The organism is Polynucleobacter sp. 73C-SIWE (assembly GCF_018882465.1).
In the GTDB taxonomy this organism is placed as follows: domain Bacteria; phylum Pseudomonadota; class Gammaproteobacteria; order Burkholderiales; family Burkholderiaceae; genus Polynucleobacter.
Genome location: NZ_JACVOK010000001.1, coordinates 269037 through 290498 on the forward strand (window position 1 = coordinate 269037; position 21462 = coordinate 290498).

Annotated in this window: 20 protein-coding genes; 4 read left to right on the top strand and 16 right to left on the bottom strand. The window is 38.5% G+C overall.

All coding sequences use genetic code 11. The annotated features are described in order from the left end of the window. Window positions 1-53: 53 nt before the first annotated feature. The 14 genes from ICN17_RS01365 to ICN17_RS01430 all read right to left on the bottom strand — a co-directional run bounded on the left by ICN17_RS01365 (window position 54) and on the right by ICN17_RS01430 (window position 14154). Window positions 54-1085 (bottom strand): class II aldolase/adducin family protein, encoded by a 1032-nt coding sequence (locus ICN17_RS01365; RefSeq protein ID WP_216235827.1) that lies wholly within the window; start codon window positions 1083-1085, stop codon window positions 54-56. Then, window positions 1085-1834 (bottom strand): HAD family hydrolase, encoded by a 750-nt coding sequence (locus ICN17_RS01370; RefSeq protein WP_216235828.1) that lies wholly within the window; start codon window positions 1832-1834, stop codon window positions 1085-1087. The genes ICN17_RS01365 and ICN17_RS01370 overlap by 1 nt, the downstream gene beginning before the upstream one ends. Further along, on the bottom strand, window positions 1831-3891 hold the full coding sequence (locus tag ICN17_RS01375; protein WP_216861784.1) for a uridine kinase: 2061 nt from the start codon (window positions 3889-3891) through the stop codon (window positions 1831-1833). Before ICN17_RS01375 ends, ICN17_RS01370 begins: the two co-directional genes overlap by 4 nt. After that, a complete protein-coding gene (locus ICN17_RS01380; protein ID WP_216235829.1) occupies window positions 3888-4484 on the bottom strand; it encodes a hypothetical protein in 597 nt (198 codons plus the stop codon). Before ICN17_RS01380 ends, ICN17_RS01375 begins: the two co-directional genes overlap by 4 nt. Before the next feature lies 1 nt (window position 4485). Continuing rightward, complete coding sequence (locus ICN17_RS01385; RefSeq protein ID WP_216235832.1) at window positions 4486-5175, bottom strand: glycosyltransferase family 2 protein; 690 nt, start codon at window positions 5173-5175, stop codon at window positions 4486-4488. 1 nt (window position 5176) lies between these two features. Continuing rightward, complete coding sequence (locus ICN17_RS01390) at window positions 5177-5887, bottom strand: TylF/MycF/NovP-related O-methyltransferase (protein WP_216235833.1); 711 nt, start codon at window positions 5885-5887, stop codon at window positions 5177-5179. A gap of 62 nt (window positions 5888-5949) precedes the next feature. Next, window positions 5950-7611 (bottom strand): NTP transferase domain-containing protein, encoded by a 1662-nt coding sequence (locus ICN17_RS01395; protein ID WP_216235834.1) that lies wholly within the window; start codon window positions 7609-7611, stop codon window positions 5950-5952. A 28-nt stretch (window positions 7612-7639) separates the two neighbouring features. After that, entirely contained in the window at window positions 7640-9577 is a 1938-nt protein-coding gene (locus tag ICN17_RS01400; RefSeq protein ID WP_216235835.1) for a glycosyltransferase family 39 protein, read from the bottom strand. A gap of 48 nt (window positions 9578-9625) precedes the next feature. After that, window positions 9626-10558, bottom strand: coding sequence for a glycosyltransferase family 2 protein (locus ICN17_RS01405; RefSeq protein ID WP_216235836.1), 933 nt, complete (start codon window positions 10556-10558; stop codon window positions 9626-9628). A 43-nt stretch (window positions 10559-10601) separates the two neighbouring features. Further along, a complete protein-coding gene (locus tag ICN17_RS01410) occupies window positions 10602-11573 on the bottom strand; it encodes a GDP-mannose 4,6-dehydratase (RefSeq protein WP_216235837.1) in 972 nt (323 codons plus the stop codon). Then, the gene (locus ICN17_RS01415; protein WP_216235838.1) at window positions 11570-12136 is read right to left on the bottom strand and encodes an SDR family oxidoreductase; all 567 of its coding nucleotides are present in this window, start codon (window positions 12134-12136) and stop codon (window positions 11570-11572) included. The genes ICN17_RS01410 and ICN17_RS01415 overlap by 4 nt, the downstream gene beginning before the upstream one ends. After that, complete coding sequence (locus ICN17_RS01420; RefSeq protein WP_216235840.1) at window positions 12136-12444, bottom strand: cupin domain-containing protein; 309 nt, start codon at window positions 12442-12444, stop codon at window positions 12136-12138. Before ICN17_RS01420 ends, ICN17_RS01415 begins: the two co-directional genes overlap by 1 nt. A 101-nt stretch (window positions 12445-12545) precedes the next feature. Then, window positions 12546-13763, bottom strand: a complete 1218-nt coding sequence (locus ICN17_RS01425; protein ID WP_216235842.1) for a methyltransferase domain-containing protein — start codon at window positions 13761-13763, stop codon at window positions 12546-12548. Next, window positions 13738-14154 carry a hypothetical protein gene (locus ICN17_RS01430; protein WP_216235844.1) on the bottom strand — a complete coding sequence of 139 codons (417 nt, stop codon included), beginning with the start codon at window positions 14152-14154 and terminating at the stop codon, window positions 13738-13740. Before ICN17_RS01430 ends, ICN17_RS01425 begins: the two co-directional genes overlap by 26 nt. Window positions 14155-14399: 245 nt before the next feature. Between ICN17_RS01430 and ICN17_RS01435 the strand changes: the two genes are divergently transcribed. Genes ICN17_RS01435 through ICN17_RS01445 form a run of 3 tightly spaced genes read left to right on the top strand, consistent with a single transcriptional unit; the run spans window position 14400 to window position 17518 of the window. Beyond that, the gene (locus tag ICN17_RS01435) at window positions 14400-15218 is read left to right on the top strand and encodes a hypothetical protein (protein ID WP_216235846.1); all 819 of its coding nucleotides are present in this window, start codon (window positions 14400-14402) and stop codon (window positions 15216-15218) included. After that, window positions 15190-15669, top strand: coding sequence for a hypothetical protein (locus ICN17_RS01440; RefSeq protein WP_216235847.1), 480 nt, complete (start codon window positions 15190-15192; stop codon window positions 15667-15669). The genes ICN17_RS01435 and ICN17_RS01440 overlap by 29 nt, the downstream gene beginning before the upstream one ends. A 1-nt stretch (window position 15670) precedes the next feature. After that, window positions 15671-17518, top strand: a complete 1848-nt coding sequence (locus tag ICN17_RS01445; protein WP_216235848.1) for a hypothetical protein — start codon at window positions 15671-15673, stop codon at window positions 17516-17518. 3 nt (window positions 17519-17521) lie between these two features. On the opposite strand, the gene ICN17_RS01450 is transcribed toward ICN17_RS01445, so the two are convergent. Both ICN17_RS01450 and ICN17_RS01455 read right to left on the bottom strand, forming a co-directional pair. After that, entirely contained in the window at window positions 17522-18544 is a 1023-nt protein-coding gene (locus tag ICN17_RS01450) for a glycosyltransferase family 2 protein (protein WP_216235849.1), read from the bottom strand. Then, window positions 18537-19568 (bottom strand): glycosyltransferase family 10 domain-containing protein, encoded by a 1032-nt coding sequence (locus ICN17_RS01455; RefSeq protein ID WP_216235850.1) that lies wholly within the window; start codon window positions 19566-19568, stop codon window positions 18537-18539. Before ICN17_RS01455 ends, ICN17_RS01450 begins: the two co-directional genes overlap by 8 nt. 95 nt (window positions 19569-19663) lie before the next feature. Between ICN17_RS01455 and rfbH the strand changes: the two genes are divergently transcribed. Continuing rightward, the gene (gene rfbH, locus ICN17_RS01460; RefSeq protein ID WP_216235851.1) at window positions 19664-20980 is read left to right on the top strand and encodes a lipopolysaccharide biosynthesis protein RfbH; all 1317 of its coding nucleotides are present in this window, start codon (window positions 19664-19666) and stop codon (window positions 20978-20980) included. The last annotated feature ends 482 nt before the right edge of the window (window positions 20981-21462 follow it).

Here is a 21462-nt window from a genome sequence, read left to right on the forward strand (position 1 = left end):
TCGCAATGAATGCGGACATAGATAGCAGTAAATTATAGGCTTAATGATTTAAGCTATGCGTTTAGTTGCCTGTATTTTTCGGCATCCCAGTTAAGTAGTTCATAGATCTGTTGTTTTGTAAGTGTAGAAAGATTTCGAGGATTAGGCTGCCTGATTAAAGTATCGTAATAACAGCGTAATTGAGCTTTTTGCCCTTTAGTTACGGCGATACTCTCTAAAACGCCAAGTCCTTCTACAAAAATATATGGGGAATTTAGAGAGCTTCCAACGAGAAGATCGTTGATATTTTCAGCTCTAACTAGAATAGGTTCGGATCCCAGGAAAACAACATGATCAGGATAAAGTGCCCAACTTGTTTTTACCATATCCAATAGAGTTGGGTTGATTGCCAATTCATTAAGCTCGGAATCATCGGAAATATTGTAACCCTCTATGGATATATTTTGAGCGTCAAGCATAGATCTATGTATAACGGCATTGTCAACAATTACGCTTAACTCTTTTTGAAGCAACGAACATACTGCACTTAAAGTTGATCTAAGTTCCTCCAGACTATCGCAGCCAATTACCACGCCATGGTTCTCCAAAAATAATAGATTTAAACTTGGTGATGAACAAATTGCATCATGTATCGCTCCTGCCAACTCGGCCCCAGGCTTATGGTACTCAATAAACTTCCAGGGGAGGGAGCTTCCAATCACGTCACCTATTTGCTGGCGTGCATTTTTCCGAACTAAATATGCTAAAGCCTCAATTGCATGTAGGTGTAAAACAATTTTATGAGGCATAAGGGCATGCAAGAGTGTTTCTATAGAGGGCTTTAATGCATCTACACCCAAGGCAATGGGTGATATGTCATAACGGCGACTTTGTATCGCATCTTGAAGTTGCTTCAAATCTACAGGGGTAAATATTTCCTTAATCTTGGCTTCGCCAATCCAAGTACCAGAGGCCTTTACCCATAATATGCCCCCCTCTTTAAATGAGACATTTCCTCCAGCTCCCTGCACTAAAAGTCGATTTTGGCCTATTTCAGCACAAAAATCTTTTATTGAACGCAGCAGGTCCATGTTCTTTTCAATCATTAATCCTGAGACAATTTGTCTAATAATTTTCTGAGCTGAAAGAAATCTTCAAAAATAGCATCTGGCATATGAGGCCCTGATCCCACTTGGACACCAGCATGTACTTTTTGCAATGTCACAGCATTGATTGACTGTCGAGCGCCGGAAATGTCATTGATTGAGTTATCTCCAACCATCCAGATGCAATTACCCTTAGGATTCATTTTTTCCAAAGCAATTTGGAAGGGGGCTTCATGAGGCTTATCAAATCCAGCCTCCTCACTAGTGACAATGTAGTCAAAATATTGATCCAAGCCAAAATAAACAACCTTTCTAAATTGAATCTGAGCAGTCAGATCGGTAACTATTGCAGTTGGTATGCCTAAAAGCCGAATATCATCGAGCAACTCCTTAACATCACTGAATAACACTGCATTTCCCAAAAATGTACGCCAATAGGTTTGTTCAAAATCTAATGCTAAGAGCACTTGAGAGCCAAGGCCCATGATTTCAAGCATGCGTTGCAAATAAAGTAATCGACTATGAGAGGATGCAGTTTCTTTGAGTCGTAACTTAACCTGCGCTCTAGCCTCTTTAAATGCGCTATCAAAGTCATCCCCAGAAATAGAAAAGGTCTTAATAACTTTATCTCTAACAGCCTTTTGCGCAACTGCATGAGCTGGATCGTACGCATAAAGAGTATTGTCCGTATCGAACAAAATTGCATCCGGCAATTGTGCAAATTTGCTTGGATCAAGTATCTTCATCATATCAATCGTTTTGTTAAAGCTTGGCTAATGTGGGATAAGGTGATCAACTGCATTAATCCAATAATACCGCCCTCCCAGTTAGGGTCATTATCCAGAAATTCAATGACTTGTGGGCATAGTATTTGGGCTGCCATTTTAATATCGTCAGCACTAGTATCTCCTTCGATGACTAGGTGTACCTCACGATCGTTATTCATCATATTTAAGTCAACATGTAGACCACAAATACCGACAAGAACCCTATTTAAAGACAGCTCATTAAAACCCCGCTGAGATTTGACAATTAATTTTAGCGGTATTGATTGCTCTAAATTAACATCATTTAAATAATCTGAATGAATAGGCTCTATTCGAAAAACCAAATCTGCATGTAAAGACTGTGGCTGGATAAAACGCTCTGAATCCAAGGACCTTCTCTCAAATGATTCAAGCACCTTATCAATACTATGGCCCCTTAGCTTTGTATCTCTCTTTAACTTGAAATAACGACGCAAATCATAATCTAACTCTAAAAATATTTTTAAGTTATAGCAATTTCTCAGAAGCGGGAGATACAGCGCATGCAGGCCACTAGCAATGATAAAGTCATTAGCCTTAATCAGTATGGGCTTACCCATTCTTCCTATTTGATGGTCATAGTGTTTGACTAAAATGTTTTTTCTATCAACTAGTCGAATTAAATCATTCGAAAAGCCTTCTAAATCATTAGCCATTGGGTTCAAATGCGTCATTACCTGCCACATTGGTTTTTGCCTATCCCAAAGATGGTAATCATCGCCTGAAATTTTTGATACAGAATGACTCCCAAAAAGACCTGTTAATGAATCTGCGAACGTGTCTTTTCCAGCTGCTGAATCTCCAGCTATACCAATTGAAAAAGGCTTCCTACTCAGACGGAAAAAATCATTCCTAGTAATGGCTTCTCGCCATATACGTATTGCCAATATAACGCCCACTGCAATCATTGCTGTTTGAAGCAAAGATCCAAGTTGTAGCTCAAACGATGACTTCAAAGACAGGGATTTTATTAAAAGAATTCGGTAGCCATCAGTAAATGCTATCGGTAGATATAGAAGAGCATTTAATGCATAAATACAAGAAAAAAGTGCAATCAATAAAATACTAATACGATCACTTGTTGATTGATAAATTACAAGAAAAGGGATGGCCCAAATAAACCAACCCGGGGAAATTGGCGTCATCAATATTATTAATAAGAATGCTATACCTAGAGTAGCTTGGAATACCTCAAAACTCATTCGTTGCACACGCCAAGCTAAATAAATCATAGTCAAGTAAATCAAGGGAACAAGGTAGATATATATTCCACCGCCTAATTCGAGCGATAAACGAAATATCTTACCCAATTCGGGATTGCTCAATAACATCCCAATAGCTGCGCTTGATAGTAGAAAGGGTATGCCCAGTATTAAAATGGAGAACAAAAAACTAACGCAAAAAGGAATTGCACGTTGCCTTAGGGCTTTGTTGTTATACAAGTAGATACAAAAAAATGGTAACGCCACTACCATACTTAACTTTGCAGAGATGGCTGCTGCACATAAGATGCCAGACCAAACTAAACGAGATCTGCGAAGACAATATATTGAGAGCACCAGTAGCGCAGCAGGGATTAGATCATTTAATCCAAATAGATAAGATGCCATGATGATGATTGGCGAGAGCCAATACACTCCCAAAAGAAGCTTCTGGCGGTTTGGGACCAACATATTTAGAGTTGCCAACAGTCCGAAATCTGCAAGTAACAAAGTAAATTCATAGCCATAACTTAATGGCACCCCAGCGAATTTACAAAAAAGAAGGGGTGGTAAAAAAAAGAGCCACATTGCATAACCATATGGGAATGCAGCTAGATTACCCTCCAAAGAAACCCATGAACCCCAAGGGTCGAGGGTGGCCATAGACATGCTGTTTTCCATAAATGGTAAATACCAAGTGGAAACTGGGATTGGAATGAAATAGTAAATAAGGGCCAATCTAATAACTAATCCCAATCCAAACATTGGATGAGAATAAAGCTTATTGATTGAACTCATGAGTAGGTCTCCCATAAGTCTGGTCGCTTAGTACATACTGCATCTATTTCGATATCTCGTAATCTTAGAAGATTTGCCATTTCCTGAATTTCAACTTCTGCATTTCTTCCATGAAGCTCTGGAGAAACAATGCAAAGTCTTAGGCCCGACTCCTTTAAAAGCCTAGCCTCATTTGCCGTCAAGGGAAATTTGCTAAAACAATCAACCCAAACCCAATCAATCATTGAAGCTAAAGAAAGTGCTGTGTCAATAGATTCGAATTCAGAAACACGGACCGCACAGTTTCTTTCACCTAACTTCGCTGACTTCACGAGAAATGGAAATGATTGATCGAGAAAAAAATAATTTTTAATATTTTTCGATTTCATCAAATCAAGAATTTTATTTTCAAGTCCTTCCTCTTTAACATTCAAAATCAAGGTGTTGTGCTGAAAATGATCTAACCACTCTTCAAAAGATTGGCCTACAACATAAGGATCATGCTGAAGAATGAGCTGATTTGACTCTGATCGAATGTCGATCTCAATACCATATTTGCTATCTGTCTCTAGTAGATCAGAAATTAAGTTTCGCTGATGATGAATAATCACCATATTAAATATTTCTCTTCAATTGAAAACTGTAGCTGAGTGTTCTGCGTATGAATTTTAATTTAGCTGAAAAACTAATATTCCAATGAGAAACTCCGTAAGCTCTTTCTCCAAATTTCACCGGAAATCTAATGATTTTCAAGTCCTGGGTCCGTGCCTGATAGTAAGCGTATAAATCCAAAGAAAAGTCTTTTGGGGGAGATGTCCAAGTTTGAAAAAATTTCCGAGAAAACATGGTCGGCTGAGCATTAATATCCCACATTCTGCAGCCCAATAAAATGGTTTCAAAGATGCTCATGCCAATAGTAAAAACAGTATCAAAAAAGGGGCGCCCATATCGCTTACCCTTTATAAAAATATTTGCATTCTTTTCAAAAAGCTCCAACACCTTCAACACATCCTGTGGGTCTGTCTGCATATCCGCATGGGTCCACCCTAAAAAATCGCCCTTTGCAGCATAAAGACCCTGCAAAATCCCATATCCATAGCCTTCATTTTGATCTACAGAAATCATCCTGCAACTAGGATACAAAGGTAAAAATGTCCTCAATACATTTTTTGTTTCATCGGATGATCCGTTATCAACCAAAATTACTTCAATTTCATTCTTATAGGATAGCCCACTGCAACGCTCCAATATTAGTGGAATATTTTTTGCTTCATTGAAGCAAGGGATGATGAGCGAAAAAAACATTTTAAGATTTCGATATTATAAAAACTGCCCCGCCCATTCCATATGTAAATACGCGCCGAACTTGTAATTTATTTTTTTCAATAAATTCATTAAAAGCTTTTGCGACCCCCCGAGAACTACTTCCTCGATATGAATAAAAATCGTCCAAGATCATGAATGCTCCCTCTTGTATGATCGATGAACAAAAGATTAAAGCCTCGTTTGCACTCGAGTATGTATCGCTATCGATAAAAATAATTCTGGCTTTTTGAATTCCAAATGAAACAGGCCCACCTCTAAGAGAATCACTAAAAAACCCTGGCACCAGCTGATACTGTATGTTTCTGGCTGCCCTAGAAACTCTCTTTTCGACAGCCTTAAGACTTGTTGAAAAGTTTTCATCTGTATAAAAGGGGTGCACATCCTCCTCAGAAATCTCGCCAAAGCCAGAAAACGAGTCAAACCCATAAAACTTGGTATTAAGAACTTTAGGGTTTAATTTTTGCATCTTTTGGCAACAACGAATGGAGTGCGAAAAGGAGCTCCCAGTAAAAACCCCAAACTCCAAATAGTCGCCTTCAACGTTTTCTATAGCAGATAGATAATGTACTTTTTTTAATACATGATATTTCTCTAAATTGTGAATAACAGCAGGATTCACCCCTGCGATTAAAGTCGAAATCCAATCTTGAAGAAATCCCAGCTTTGCAAGTATGCCAAACTTTGAGGACATTACTAAACCTACTTTCCGAGATTCTTAAATAATTGGTATTGGGAAGGATATACAAAGTCATCTTAAGGCATAACTGGAATGATCTCTCGATACTTATCCTGAAGATATCTTACCCGACTTAAAGGAATCCGTGAATCGCATTCTAGGCGATAGTGGTGGCCACCCCATTTATGAAAGCAAGACTGCCAGTATTCAAATGTCTGCAGGTCACTTGGCGTACCCCATGAGAGGTAGCTATCCACCTCAAATAGATAGCAATTTAAACCTAATGCAATTGCATCATTAATGGCAGCATCAATATAAAATTCCCCATTCGTTGTGCCATTTCGACCTATTAACTGATTTACTGCCTTACGAAAGTTTTTAGCCCGCTTAAATGTGAACGTTCCTAGCACTATTGGATCAATTTTAGGATTAACAAGGGACTCCTTTACTGAGATCGAAGAAATTTTACCGCCTTGCTCACTAATCCAGCCAAACATTTTGGGATGGCGTATAGCATTGGGGTGCCCACGAACCCCCCAAACAATCACATCTATTTTGGGATCTAGGATCATATCCTGAAGGCGGGTGGCTGAGTAAAGCATGCCATTGTCACAAGCTCCAATAGTAACTGGCAACTCATCAGACTCTATATTATTTTCTTGTAGGGCATCAAGACCAATTAAAGCCGTACAAGCTTGGCCCTCCGTTACCTGTTGAATTATTTTAATAATGGAGTTTGGATATTTTTTAACTAACTCAGTAACCACATCTTGATATCCAGGCATATCCTCACGCAATACAAAAACTTGTCTTGATGTCTGTGGTAAATCATGCATGGCCTGGGCAACCATAGGTACGCCAGAAACAGGTATAAGCGGCTTTGTGATTTTATAACCTTCACTCTTAAAGCGCTGACCCAATCCAGCCATTGGCATTATGAGTGCGCCATCTTGCTCATTAGTATCCGAAGCTGGCTTAATTAAACGCATAAAGACATCCGACCATACCCGATACTCAGCCAAATCCTCTGGAGTGCCCCATTGCATGAAATGCTGAATGGGGTAAACGGCAATTGGAGTATGGTTTTCTAAAAGTGGTTTATAGGCCAAGCTAACATAAAATTCCCCTCCTACATTGAGGTCTTTATCTACTACTCGTTCAAATGCATCTTTCATTAATTTGGCAGAAGCAAAGTAGTAGGTACCGCTAGAAGCAAACTCATTCATTCGATCATTGGTATATGGTTGTTTTTCTTGAATGTCCAACACCCATCCATTTACTTCCTGAATATATGCATAATTTGTGCTGCCCAAAGAATGTGGATGAAAACCTCTATAAGCAGGAATAGCTCCCATACATGCAGTTTCGCTAACAAATTTTTTAAAGTGGTCCCAATTCCAAAAACACGTGAAATCACAATAATTCACGACCACAGGTTGATTTAGGTCAATTTCTTTAATGGCCTGAAGAACTGCATATATTGGGCCCAACTTATGCGAAGGAATACCCACGATACGACCTGTTGGGCAATATTTTTTTAAAATGGAAGCCATCTCATAAGACGGCTCATCTAAATGCTCCTGATTACAAATAAAAATAAAGTCTTTTTCCCCGGGGAACATGTCAATTACATGAGCCACGATCGGCTTACCATCAACATCAATTAGAGGCTTTGGAATCGAATAGCCCGCCTTGCGAAACCGCTCACCAAACCCAGACATCGGAACAACAATTTGCATGATTAAATTGCCTTGATTTATATGTTGTTTAGGGAGATCGCTCTATCAGCTTACTGCCGCGTCTTACTGAATAGATTTCATATCCATTATCAATGGGAAATACTTTCCATGGAATCCATCCATTTTCGATTAACGTAGCTTTATTACTCATACCATCAGAACCTATAAGCAACATCAATTTAACCTCAGGAGTCGCCAAAGCACTCTCACTAATAGATTTTCCTGGTTTCTTTTGATTATAAAATTGGTCATAATTCTTATTAGAGGCCGACACTTCTGCTACAGAATAGCCCGATAAAATTTGCGGCATGACTCCATAGGTTGCGCCTACTAATACCAAGTTTTTAGAGAGCCCTGCAGAGCGAGACTCTTGTAATGCACTTTGAAAATCATAGGATTGTTCAGTTTGCCTTTCAAAACGTTCTCCAGCCAAAGGGTCTATAAAGTACTGAGGATAGCGCGCAAAACCTAAGCTTCCAGCAGCAATAAATCCAAAAGAAAATAATAAAAATAACCTCCTAGAGACTCTCCACTCGTAAAGCCTTATTAAGATAAGTGTTGCTCCAAGCAATATAAATGGCACCAAATATTCTGCTTTATACCGATCGGCACCCCAAAGAACCGGTCGAATTGAAAAGAAGGTAGCTACAAATATTACAAATAAGGCGCCAATTAAAAAACGATTTTTTAGGTAGTTATTTTCATACGCGTCGCGAAGAAATATCCCCAGTATAAGGGTTAACCAAAATGCACCAACAGCGCTAATAGAAGTCCCATAAATTACTCCCTCTTTAAGGGCGAAAAAAAGGCGATTAAATACTGAATTTGATCCTGCAATATATTCCACCTCACCAGGAATGTAGGTTGCAGGAGTCCCTTGGGTAACACTCATTACGAAAAATGGCAAACAAAGCAATAGCGGCACAAAAAGCAATAAGATCTGATTTAACCTGAGTTTATGATTAGCTTTTTTATACTGCTGGAAATAAAAAATAATAAAAATAGGGAACAACAAAAATGCTGTCAATCGCATCAATGTAAAAATACAGATCAATACTGAAAGCCCAAACCATGAAGAGAATTTTTTGGGAGGATTAAAAATAATTTTAGTAAGCACTATGAATGCTATAAGCGTTGTCCAAGCCGATCCCTCGACCATAGAAGCAACATGCATATAAAGCGGAATAGAACAAACTGCAACACTCAGTACTAGCGAATTGATAAAGCCAATACGATTGCGAAATGTCCAGTATATAAATCCAGAACAAGCAATAAGTCCAATTAACTGAGAAAGTCTAAGAGACCAATCACTAAGTCCCAGTATGCTAGTCACAAGCCAAATAGGGAATAACTGAAAAGGTGGATGAGGGCTGCCCCCAATTCCGATTTCTAGTGAGGCAAATCTAGCGCTTATTGTGATAATTATCACAACTATGCAGAATAATAACTTGCGTGCCCTCAAGCGATTTAGAAAAATAAAAACTAAAATGCCTATGATTAGTAATAAGGCATCTAAAAAATACACCACATATTTAAATGTCTTGCTCTGAAAGAAGTCGCTATCTTCTAACTTTCCTATAAAATATATCTCATGAGCTTTTGCCCTGAGGCTATAGTAAAACTGATCTCCCGAAATGGGCTCTTGAAGTCTAAAAAACTCAAGGGCAACCCAAATTCCAACTATAAAAAGAAATGCTAAAAAATCCTTGAAAGATAGCTGAATTTTGGAAGATAGTGAGGAAGCATTATTGAGCCCTATGATTAAATATCCAGTCAAAATGCACACTGTATAAATTGCAACGCCAGCTTGAAGCATTACAGCATCGCGAGCAATAATAGGCTGCCACCCATAAGACCAAAAAGTGACAAATGCCAGCAAGAAAGGCCAGTTAATCGTTATAAAAAATTTATCTTGAAACCAGCGCCCTTCCAAGTAAGGGGGAAGTTTTAACAAAGCTAGTCTCATAAATAAATTTATAGGCTTAAACCCTCCATGGGAAGGCTTATTAAAAAGCTAGCTATTTAATAAATCTCGTTCGCAGAGCATGCGATATTGCCTTGTAATTGAATTCAGAACGAGGCTTACACTTAAAGAAAGTGCAGCGATAAGCTCTAATGATGCTGCCAAGATCGCTAGCGGTACATGATAGATGTATCGATGAGTGACCCAGTCATCAAATACAGGGATTGCAGCTATAAATCCTAAAACTCCAAAAAATATTGAAATCATTCCAAAGAAAAATAAAGGTCTGTAATAGCAAAGAATTTGAAAAATAGTGGATAGCACTTTTGCACCATCTGAGAACGTGTTGAGCTTGCTTACGCTGCCCTCAGGGCGATCTTGGTACTCAATGGGAATTTCTTTAATCCGGTAGCGCTTATCCAGTGAATGCAGGGTAATGTCAGTTTCAATCTCAAAGCCCTCAACCAAGATCGCATAGTTTTTTACAAACTTGCGACTAAAAACACGATAACCACTCATAATGTCTACCAATCGAGCCTTAAATAGCCTGTTCACCAAGGTTGTCACTAGAGCATTGCCAAAAGAGTGAAAATGACGCTTATTTTCTTGCTTATATCCTCCCAATGAATGACGATCACCAACTACCATATCGGCGTCACCATTTGCTACAGGATCAATCAAATCCTGCAATCTTAAAGCGGGGTAGGTAAGATCAGCATCGACCATGACATAAATATCAGCATCAACTTCTAAGAATGCACGCCTGACTGCATTCCCCTTTCCCTGTCGAGGCTCACGAATCACACGACCTGAGATGCCAACTTCTTTTAACGTTTGCAAAGCCAATTCATAAGTGGAGTCTGAGGAATTATTATCCACCACATAAATACTTGCAGCAGGAACAGCAAGATGAAATTCTCGAATGACTTTTGATATGGTGACCGCTTCGTTATAAGCCGGCATTATGATCGCAATGGACTTCATATTTAGAACTTAAAGTGGGCCTAAAAAATACTACTCATTTTTATTACTTTGTAGAATAAATTTCTTGCCAATGGGCAATCATTTCGTCCATTAAATTCTCGAAAGAATATTCTGGCACCCACTTTAATTCTGTGCGGATCTTTTTGCTATCGCCACGCAAATATGGCAATTCTTCAGGTCGCAAAAACTTTGGATTTTGTGTTACATAAGCTTGGTAATCTAAACCTAGCTTACCAAAAACATATTCACACATCTCCCGAACTGAGCGGGTTTCCCCGGTTGCAACCACATAATCCTCAGGCTTATCTTGTTGCAAAATCAAGTGCATCGCGCGGACATAATCTTTACTATGCCCCCAATCACGAAAGCTATCCATATTGCCCATTTCTAACTTATCTGCCAAACCAAGGGAAATTTCAACCGCCCCCTTAACCACCTTATTGGTGACAAAGTTACTGCCACGGCGTGGAGATTCATGATTAAACAAGATCCCATTTGCCGCAAATAATTTATAGGCATTACGATGATGACGCACTATGTTGTAACCAAAAACTTTTGAGCATCCATATGGGCTTACTGGATGCATGGGTGTTGTCTCTCTTTGGTATCCATCCTCATCTACTGCGCTACCAAACATTTCAGAGCTACTTGCTTGATAAAATTTTGCATTAGGGACAATATGTCGAAAAGCTTCCAACATATTTAATACACCCATTGCATTTGTCTGCACAGTGAAGTGGGGAATATCGCTACTGATACGCACATGACTTTGTGCACCCAGGTTATAAATCTCATCCGGCTTAAAAAGCCTCATCGCTCGCTCAATAGAACCTTGATCAATCAAATCACCATACTCAAGTTCAATAGGCAAACCGTAAATACGATCGCGCTGATGCTCTACCGTACTGTTTCTACGAACAATACCCGTAACACGATAACCAAGTGAAAGTAGATACTCAGAAAGATAGCTACCATCTTGACCAGCAATACCAGTAATAAATGCGGTTTTTTTCATTTTTTTTGATCGATATGAACTAAAGATTGGTGGCTTTTCATTGACTTTGCTAAGTCTACCATTGATATGGCCACATCCTGAGGGCTAAGAATATTAGCCTTTTTAGGTAAATGCGCAATCATTGGTGTATCAACAGACCCAGGATGTATCAGGCCTAAAAAGATATTAGTTCCCTCAAAATTCTCGCACGCTCCTTGCCACATATTGTGAAGTGCTGCTTTGCTAGCTGAATACAGTATGTAGTTTTTTCTTCCAGACTCGTAAGACGTAGAGCCGACCATCACTATCCTCACATTTGCTGCTAAATGTCCTAGGTAGTATTTGATGATTGCCCAATTAACAGCAACATTTGGGTCGAACACTTCATTAAAACTACTTTTATTGTCCCCTAAAACTCCAATACAGTTAAACACCCAATCTGGGTTTTCACTTGCAAGAGTTTGCGGAATATTACTTATCTCGCCTCGATCGAGCAAAACAACTATGTGTCCCTGATTAACCAACAGAGCGCATACCGCGTTACCAATACCCCCTGTTGATCCAAGCACTAAAGCTTTTTTCATTACTTCCCGTCAAAAATACTGTCGACGCGGAATGTATCACTCTCATAATCGGGGCCGCCTCTTGGACCTTCAGAGAAAACAATGAATTCAGATTCCTCATCATCTAGGTATCTAAGGGCATGAATCTCGTTAGGTGGCGTAGAAATAACATCACCGACGTTGACCATTACCATTTGACTTGGTTCTGATGAACCAACAGGCTTATACCAATACTCCATACGACCTTTGGTCATCAACATATGCTGAGTCGAATGCTTGTGATAATGATTGCCACGTAATGAATTCGCTTTACTATTAACCACTGCCACATGATGAATTTGAGTGTTGAAAAAAACATCTGCAATAGTTCCCCTGTCATCCTTATGAAACTCTAAGCCAGGGTTATTTTGCGTGTAGATATTAAATTTTTTCATTGTGATAAAAACCTTACGTTTGGGTTAATTTTTTTAAGCGCCTCTTTTAATGGCTCGCTAATATTCCAACTAAGAATTAATGCATAGGGCTTTTCATAGTCCGCAAACACCTCGTCACCAAAAATTGGAATACGACTAAGTGGCGTGTATTTACCCTGTTTAAACTCACTAGAATCAGTGATGCATTTTAAATGCATCCCTGTGAGCCCATGCCAATTTAACCAAGTATTAGCCTTTGCAGCAGCACCGACACCAATAATGACCGCATCTGGCTCTTTGGCCAGTAAGCTATAAAACTGTAAAAGCCACTGATTTCTGCGCTCAATTAAGGCCCTCTGGAGCCCTTTATAAAATTCAATAGAAAACAAGCCGGATTTTGTTTCTTCTTCTATTGCAGACTCAATTTTTGCAGGTATAGCAGTGGCAATCCCTTTTTTGGCAAAAACGCGTAATGATCCACCATGATAATTAACGATATCAAAATCAATCATTTGCATGCCTGCGGAAGCAAGCAAATACCATGAGCTTTTAACAGTAAAGTAACTAATGTGCTCGTGGTAGACCTGGTCTAAATGTCCACTTGAAACTGAATCAGCCCAGTAGGGTAACTCAAAAACAAAGACGCCATCATCTGATAACAAGTCTCTAACACCCCGAGCAAAATCTACTGGATTGTTGGCGTGATTAAAAACATTATTAGCCATTACCAGACATGCTAAACCATCCTTATCCTTGATCTCTTTAGCTATCGACTGGGTGAATACAGCATGCATAGAGGGTTGTCCGCTAGCCCTTGCAAGCTCACACATAGTTCCTGAAGAGTCAATCCCCAAGGTAGGCAAACTCTTCTCACGGAACTTACTAATTAAATAACCATCATTGCTACCAATTTCAATCACTAAACCCTTTGGATTAAAGCGCTCAATCAAAGTGCTTGCGTACTTATCCCAGTGATTTCTAGAAAAGTTTGAATTGGAGGATGTATAGCTATAACTATATAAGTTATATCTCTCTTCTGCATTACTTAAATAAGCTAATTGAACTGATCCAGTTTCAGGATTTAAGTAAACCTGAAGTGGAAATATCGGCTCCGATAAATTCAGTTGATTTTCATTAACGAAAGTATCTGCATAGGGATGCTGACCAAAATCCAATACTTTAAAAACTGGAGCGCCACTAATTAAACATTTATTGATCAATAGGCTGTGAGTCAAACTCTGCGCCATAGTATGGTCCGTTCTTTATCTCGTAAATTAACGCGTCACTTGAAATCACTTCAAAATTATGCCCCCCATTATATAAGGTCATACACATCCCCGGGCCTAGAGAAATGATGTCGAGCAAAGAATCATCTACATCGTAAATATTAGCCTTCAGAAGCCCAGAAATAACAACCCAAGCTTCCTGCGTCCCAGTTGTGTTTCTGGAGGTATTTTTATGTTTATGGGGACGAATGGTCTTGGCCTGAGGAAGGTGGATAACGCTAACCTGCAAGATCTGATCTGGACCACTAGCATCCTCTCGGCCCGTAACTTGAGAACTATCTAATACCGTCACTAGCAAGAGGTTGGGGGTGATTTTGCTAAAAATTTGCTTTTGCGTCATATTGTCGGTGTCAGAATTTCAATTGATGTCACTGTCTGATTCTGCCACCAATCTCCAAGGATTGGTCGATTTTTGAGTAATCAATAGTCAATAAGGGAATTGGCCCAGTCCCAAAGCTAAATAATTTAGGCGGGCACTAATTCGCTTCCACATAAAAAAGTAATCTTATCAAGTGGAGAAGTCTTTTACCCCCCCCCCAGAAAAGTGATATTGTTTAGCCATCATTTTGATCTCAAGAAATACCATTGACTAACTTAAACAGTATTCGGCTACCAACAATCAAGCCTAAATTCCAAGACAGGCGGCAAGCGGCTCTTTTTGCCCTCATGAGCGGATTGTGGCTACTGTTCATCGCCATTCACTTTAAGTCAACAATTTATAGCCCTTATTTCGAAGCACTACAACAAGCTACTGCAAATTTTTTTGTGAAGTGTGATTCTGAAAAATGCAGCTCGATTATTCTGCCATTGCTAGGCTATTTGTTGGTCCCGCAGCAACCTGCCGTAAATTTTTTGTATTTATGGATGCTGCTAGTAGCAGTAATGGGAATATATTTACTTTACCGAACCCTCAATCGCTCGACATTTTCATTTTATCAATTATTACCCATGGGCATTCTTGGAATCACTGCCTTACTTGAGAGTACAACTCCATTTCATCCAGAGTATCTACCCTGCACCTTAGCTGCGTTTATAGGAATCTTTGGCGCAAAAAACAAACAACCGGGATGGCAGTATTTCGCAGTAGCAGTAATGCTTTTTGATGCTACATTAGGTACATTAGTTATGCTGTCACTGACTATCCTTAGCTTGTTCTCAAGCCCCACCAAAGAAAAGAGGATTTTTATCCTAGGAATACTGAAATCTATACTACTTGGACACGCCATCATCTATATTTATTTGATACTGATTGAGTATGATTTTTTACAATGGAATCTACTAAAAGATATCGCAACTACCCCTGTCCCAGCGCGAGAAAACTATCTATATGTGATCTTTATCTATCTAGGCTCATTATTTGCACTATTATTTATTCATGCTGAGCAATCTAAAAGCCAACCTTAAATTTCTGCGACGTTATTTTTATACCCTTCTTCAACAATCTTTCTTGGGGCATCTTCTTTTTAGAAAAGAAGTTATGCAGCACGATGAACCGACATCCTCTAGAGATACCAAAATGATTCCCTTAAAAAATATACTGATTTACTGCCTCAAAATTTTTATTTTTTTGATATTAGCCAACATTCTCATAATTAAACCACTATCAAATGGAATTTCAAAGGCGTTAGAAGGATTTGACAATAACCCAATAATTAAAATTATCTCACTTGATGCCATTAGTAATCCACTGACATTTATTAGAATGTCCCAATATTATCTTGACAAAGGAGATGCTAAAAAAGCAATCCTGTATTTACAGTATGCAAAAATTATTAAGGCACGCTATCCCTATCCGAGAGAGGTAAACGACCAAATAGTTGAACTAGAAACGCAGATAAAGTCTCTGCCTCAGTAATATGTACTACCTATTTAGTGCTGGTACTTATTTGGCATTGCTATGGATTTTTGGCTTAAGTGAACTCCTTGCCCCCAACCTCACACTTGTTCCACACGACACTTTTTATCCACTTACTGACTTTTTAACTAGCACCTCCTTTGCTACTTTTAATAGCGCCTTTAATTACAGCAACAATCTAGCGGGTTTAATGGTTTTAGCACCTGATGCTTTTGTCATCTACACCCTAAAACTACTTCTCAGTAACCATTCAAGTCAAATTATTCACATCCTTTTATGTTTGGTTGTCTTTCACGGGCTTTCCTACTTTAGCCTGCAGAGAATTTTCAAGAGCAAGAAATTAGTACCGTTGCTTGCTCTTTGCTATTGTTTTTCACCTTATTCATCGGTTTTGTATAGCGCTGGAATCATATATCAGTTAAGTACAGTTATAGGCCTTGGAATTCTTCCCTTATTACTTTACAACTTAATGTCATTTGAGCCAAAAAAGGATGTGCTATCACTAATTGCTTTAATTACCCTACTAGCATTCGGATTGCTCTTTATATATCCAACCTTACTGCTTATCAGTTTAACAATACTCATTGCTTGGAAGAACAAGAAAATTGGTGAATTATTTATCAATATTGGCAGGACAATAAACGCAAAAAATGCTTTTTTATTACTTACTATATGTATTCCATTTTTTGTTTTTATCTACCTCACATTGTCTGCGGGGAATAATAAAGATGCTATTTTAGCCAACGGGGCTGGATCTGCAATTCAGGGCGGCATTTTTTACCCCCTGATGCAAATTTCTGCTTGGGGCATCTATAACGTTTGGAGTCCACGTGCAATTCTCAATTTTCATGCCTACTTTTTTGATAATCCCTATCGAATCCTGAGCATTACTTTGCCATGTTTGATTATTTATTTTTTATATCGAGACAAAAAATTTATCCCAATAATATTTGTCCTGTTTTTAGCATTCTTTGCCAAAGGCCCCAATCCACCATTCGGAGATCTCTTTAGCCTTCTCATAAACCATTTTCCTTTGGGCTACATGATTAGAAGCCCTGATTCAAAATTTGGGGCTTTTATTGCTGCCTGGTTTATGGTTTCAATCGTCTACCTACCCTCAAAGCAGCGAGTAATAATTATTAGTCTTTCGACCTTATTTTTGCTTTCTAATTTAGGCGGCATGTTTTATCACGGTGCCATCTCCAGCAATAGAGGAAATGAAAGCACAACCTCTTTCATTTCAGATCCTGAGGCCGCTGCACTTTCAAGGTTAATTCAAAGCTACTCAAATACCATTGTTGTAGGGAATTTTGCAGACTGTGCAAATGAACTTTATGAAAATAAATTCCATACCTGCCATGGATTATTAAGCACAAATCTAAAAAGACAATTGGTTCATGCCCCGGGTAATAGCTTTATTGCAACCATTCAAAAGCATGAGGAATTCGCAGTCTTAGCGCTGATTAACAAGCGACAGGAAAACAAAAATGATTTAGCCCTAGCAAAACTTTTAAAGACCAACTTTACCCAAATATATAACTCGGAGAACTATGAAGTAGTTTATAAGCCGTCTATCAATAAGTCTTGTAGTCGACAATTCGATTTCTCATGCGTTCAAAAGGATTCCTCATTTCTTCTCAGCATCCCAGAGCCAGCCTATAAGTACTATTTTTCGTCAACCGACTACATGCTTGCAAATGGGATCATTTCTGTGGTTAATGAGCCACCACCAATGAAAGATTGGAAGAGATTAGCTTTCCTCTGGAGCTATGCAATATCGTACTTATTGTGTTTAGGGCTAATATTTACTAATGGCGCCTTGGTATTTAATAAAAAATCGGTCTCCTGACCCCTATCTAATCCAGCTCAATCCCGCTAAAAGTACTTCTTTTGCCAAATTAAAAGGCAGTAAAATTAAATTACTTCGATAAGGGTCATTTATTCTCATAATCTTTAACGTCTGAAAAATGAGCGCAAAATTTCCACTTCGAATCCCGGCAATGATTGATATGACGGCCCTTTTGCTAGAAAAAAAATATGCATTTTTCTTTACAACTTCATATTCGGCAACCGAAAAAATAGCGGCGACTTGAGGATTTGTAATAAGTTTTTTAGTAAGCGCGTAATAGATCTCCGTATCCTGCCCTTTTTGATGCAAATTAATCACTGTATGAGAAAGCTTGCTGTAACGCCAGGCAGACAAGGGCTCGTCAATGTAGAAAAAATCATACCTAGTAGCAAAACGAGCGCATATTTCAACATCTACTGCAAACTTCATATCTAGATCAAGAGAACCTAGCACCTCAAAACACTCCTTTCTGTACATAATCCCTGAGGGAACGCAACATGGATATTGAGAAGTTAAAAAATCATGCAAAATTTTCTTCTTCGGAATGATTTGACTTCTTTTTTGATATCTATATATCAGGGGCAGATTTTTAATTAAGTATGCTCGATAATTTATTCGATTATCTTGGTCGTCAATAATTTCCATAGGGGCCATCACTACTCCAGCATTAGAGTTTGACTCTAATGCTACAACCATTTTTTCTATAGCTGCAGGATAAAGAATGTCATCATCCATCAATACTTTAATATATTTACCGTTTGCATGATCCACCGCTAATTTTAAATTTTCAATCGGGCCTACATTTTTTGGATTCTTGAAATACCTAATATTTTTTTTGGCTAAAGACTCAATTAGTTTATGCGTAGAATCATCCTCACTATTATCAAAGATTACTATTTCGAAATTCTGATAGGTTTGGGAGAAACAAGAATTTAGAGCCTTCAAAAGCTCTCTGGGCCGATCATAGGTTGGTATACATACAGAAACTGATACTTGAGCATCAAATTCCGGCCGGACCTCAAGCATGTAAAAGATTCCTCTCCAAGGTCTTTGCGAAATTCTGAGAGGTCCATGGGTTAATTTTTTGACTACCTAAAAAGTCTATGATTGCACTTAAATATCCCCGATATTCTTCGTTACCCATAGAACTTAAATATTGATATAAATCATCATAGGAAGAAAATTTCCTCATGTCTATGAAGGTTTCCGGTGGAATTAGCGTCTCGATTTCCGGAGCCCCAAGGTAGACTGGGACTACGCCAGCCATAAAACAGTCTAAGATTTTTTCAGTGACCCATCCTGAGACAACGGCATTCTCAAAACAAATAGAAAACTTATACTGACACAACGTATTGCGCTTCTGAGAAATTCTTCCCCCATAACTTGAGTACAAGTTAAATGTCGGAAGCCACGAAGCTCTTTTATAAATTGCTGATAATAAAAAATTTAAGCGCCCAAAGGCAGGGAAAAAAAGTCTATCCCAGTCGACCCCATATAAATCAAATTCACTCGGGTGATGTTTTTCAAACCATCGAATCGCATGCCGTCTCTCAGAATATAACTCTCCAAGACCATTGGAATACTTGTTGCTGGCGATAAGGGTGCAAAACTTAGTCTTCTCGATTGCAAAATTTTTTAAATCTTTTTCGATTTTGAATGGTATTTGCAATGAGAAATATTTTTTGTTATCAATAAAACTTAAATTGGATGTAAATATTTTCTCAAAATACTTATGGTTATTGGTATCCCAATTATCTGGCCTAATAATACTTGGCTCAAAAATGACTAAATAAAGCGGTGGAGCACCAGGCATTGAAATTAATTTTCGAAAAAATGAATTTAATTTAGTTGGGTAGTCGAAAAAAACGATGGCATCATAGTTACCTAAGGGCTCCATATCAATAGTGGAAATAGAGTGGCCCTCCCCCCTCAAATAGTTTCCTAGATATACAAAAGGGTACATAAGGTCATCACCAATGGGTGAGCTAGCATCCAAAAACATGCGATTTTTGTTATAGACCTGATAAAAGCTATGAAATCCGATATTCATAAGGATTGAAGGTTAAAGGTTATTAGCAAGGCGGTGGCTTTAGTCATTTTGGCACTAAACTAGCATAATCTTAATCGCCATCTATTTTGCTGCCAATGAATAACCTTTCCGATTTAAAAGCCCAAATCCTTGATCTGGTAAATCAATATGCTGACATTTCCCTTCAACCACGAGAATTTTCACCTGGAGTCTCAGTTATTCCACCATCTGGGAAGCTGATTGGTCCAGAAGAGTTAAAAAATATGGTGGAAGCCTCTCTTGATGGATGGCTAACCACTGGACGCTTTAACGATGCATTTGAAAAAGAACTTGCTGAATTTTTGGGTGTCAAGCATCTGATTACCGTAAATTCTGGCTCCTCCGCTAACTTAGTGGCATTTAATACCCTTACATCTCCAAAACTAGGAAATCGTTCCATAAAACCCGGGGATGAGGTTATTGGGGTCGCTGCTGGTTTTCCCACTACAGTTAATCCCATATTGCAATTTGGAGCAATTCCTGTATTTGTAGACGTTGAATTGGGAACATACAACATAGATGCCTCAAAGATTGAAGCGGCAATCTCCCCAAAGACTAAAGCAATTATGTTGGCTCATACTTTAGGCAATCCATATGACCTCGATGCAATAAAAGCAATATGCCAGAAACATAATCTTTGGCTAATCGAAGATTGCTGCGACGCCTTAGGCTCGACTTATAAAGGTAAGATGGTTGGCTCCTTCGGGGATATTGCAACCTTGAGTTTTTACCCAGCGCACCACATCACCATGGGGGAAGGTGGAGCAGTATTCACTAATAACCTGGAGTTAAAACAAATTGCTGAAAGCTTTCGAGATTGGGGTAGAGATTGTTATTGCCCGCCGGGCAAAGATAATACTTGTGGTAAACGCTTTTGCTGGAAACTAGGAAATCTACCTGAAGGTTATGACCACAAGTACACCTACAGTCATCTGGGCTACAACCTTAAAATTACAGATATGCAAGCAGCATGTGGCTTGGCTCAATTGGCTAAGGTAAATTATTTTATAGAAAAGCGCAAGCGGAACTTTAATTTCCTAATAAATAGCTTGCAATCATGTGAAGAATTTTTAATTCTTCCAGAAGCTACTGCCAAAAGCGATCCCTCTTGGTTTGGCTTTCCTATTACCCTCAAAACTAATACCCCAGTTAGCAGAGTAGACCTTTTGACTTACTTGGATCAAGAAAAAGTTGGTACGCGTCTTCTTTTTGCTGGCAATCTTACCCGTCAACCATATATGACAGGTAGAAACTATCGAATTTCAGGAAGTCTTGAAAACACTGACATCGTCATGAATAACACTTTCTGGATTGGTGTTCAACCAGCAATCGGCGAACCAGAATTAGAGTATGTGGTTGATAAAATCAAAACCTATCTCGGCCTTAATTTCTAAAAATTCAATTTAATTACTTTAATAGTCATGAGTAAAACACCCGCGGAAATATTCAAAAATTCGGTACGTGAGAATTTTAAATTCTTAAAATCTTCTGAATCAATTCAACAAGCATATCTGAGGGCAATACCTGTAGATCAAAGTCAATTTTTGATCCCACTATCAAAATTTCACCATATTGATACCAACACGTTAAAAATAATTTCTGATTGGCATGGTGATACTAATTGGTTAGAGAAATGGAATTCAAAATCGACAGATGATGTTTTATTTCTAATCACTGATGTGGCAGGCAATATTCAAGGGCACATTGGCTTGCTGCTAAACCCTGGACTTGATAATGCCCTCATAATTAGCGATATAAAATCCATAGAAAATTTAAAAAGTGAGTTACTCGGATCTGCGTTACTCTCATTAATTGAGTGGGCCAAAAAAACTATTAATGTAAATGTCATCAATTTACATTCAGAAGATAATAGTTC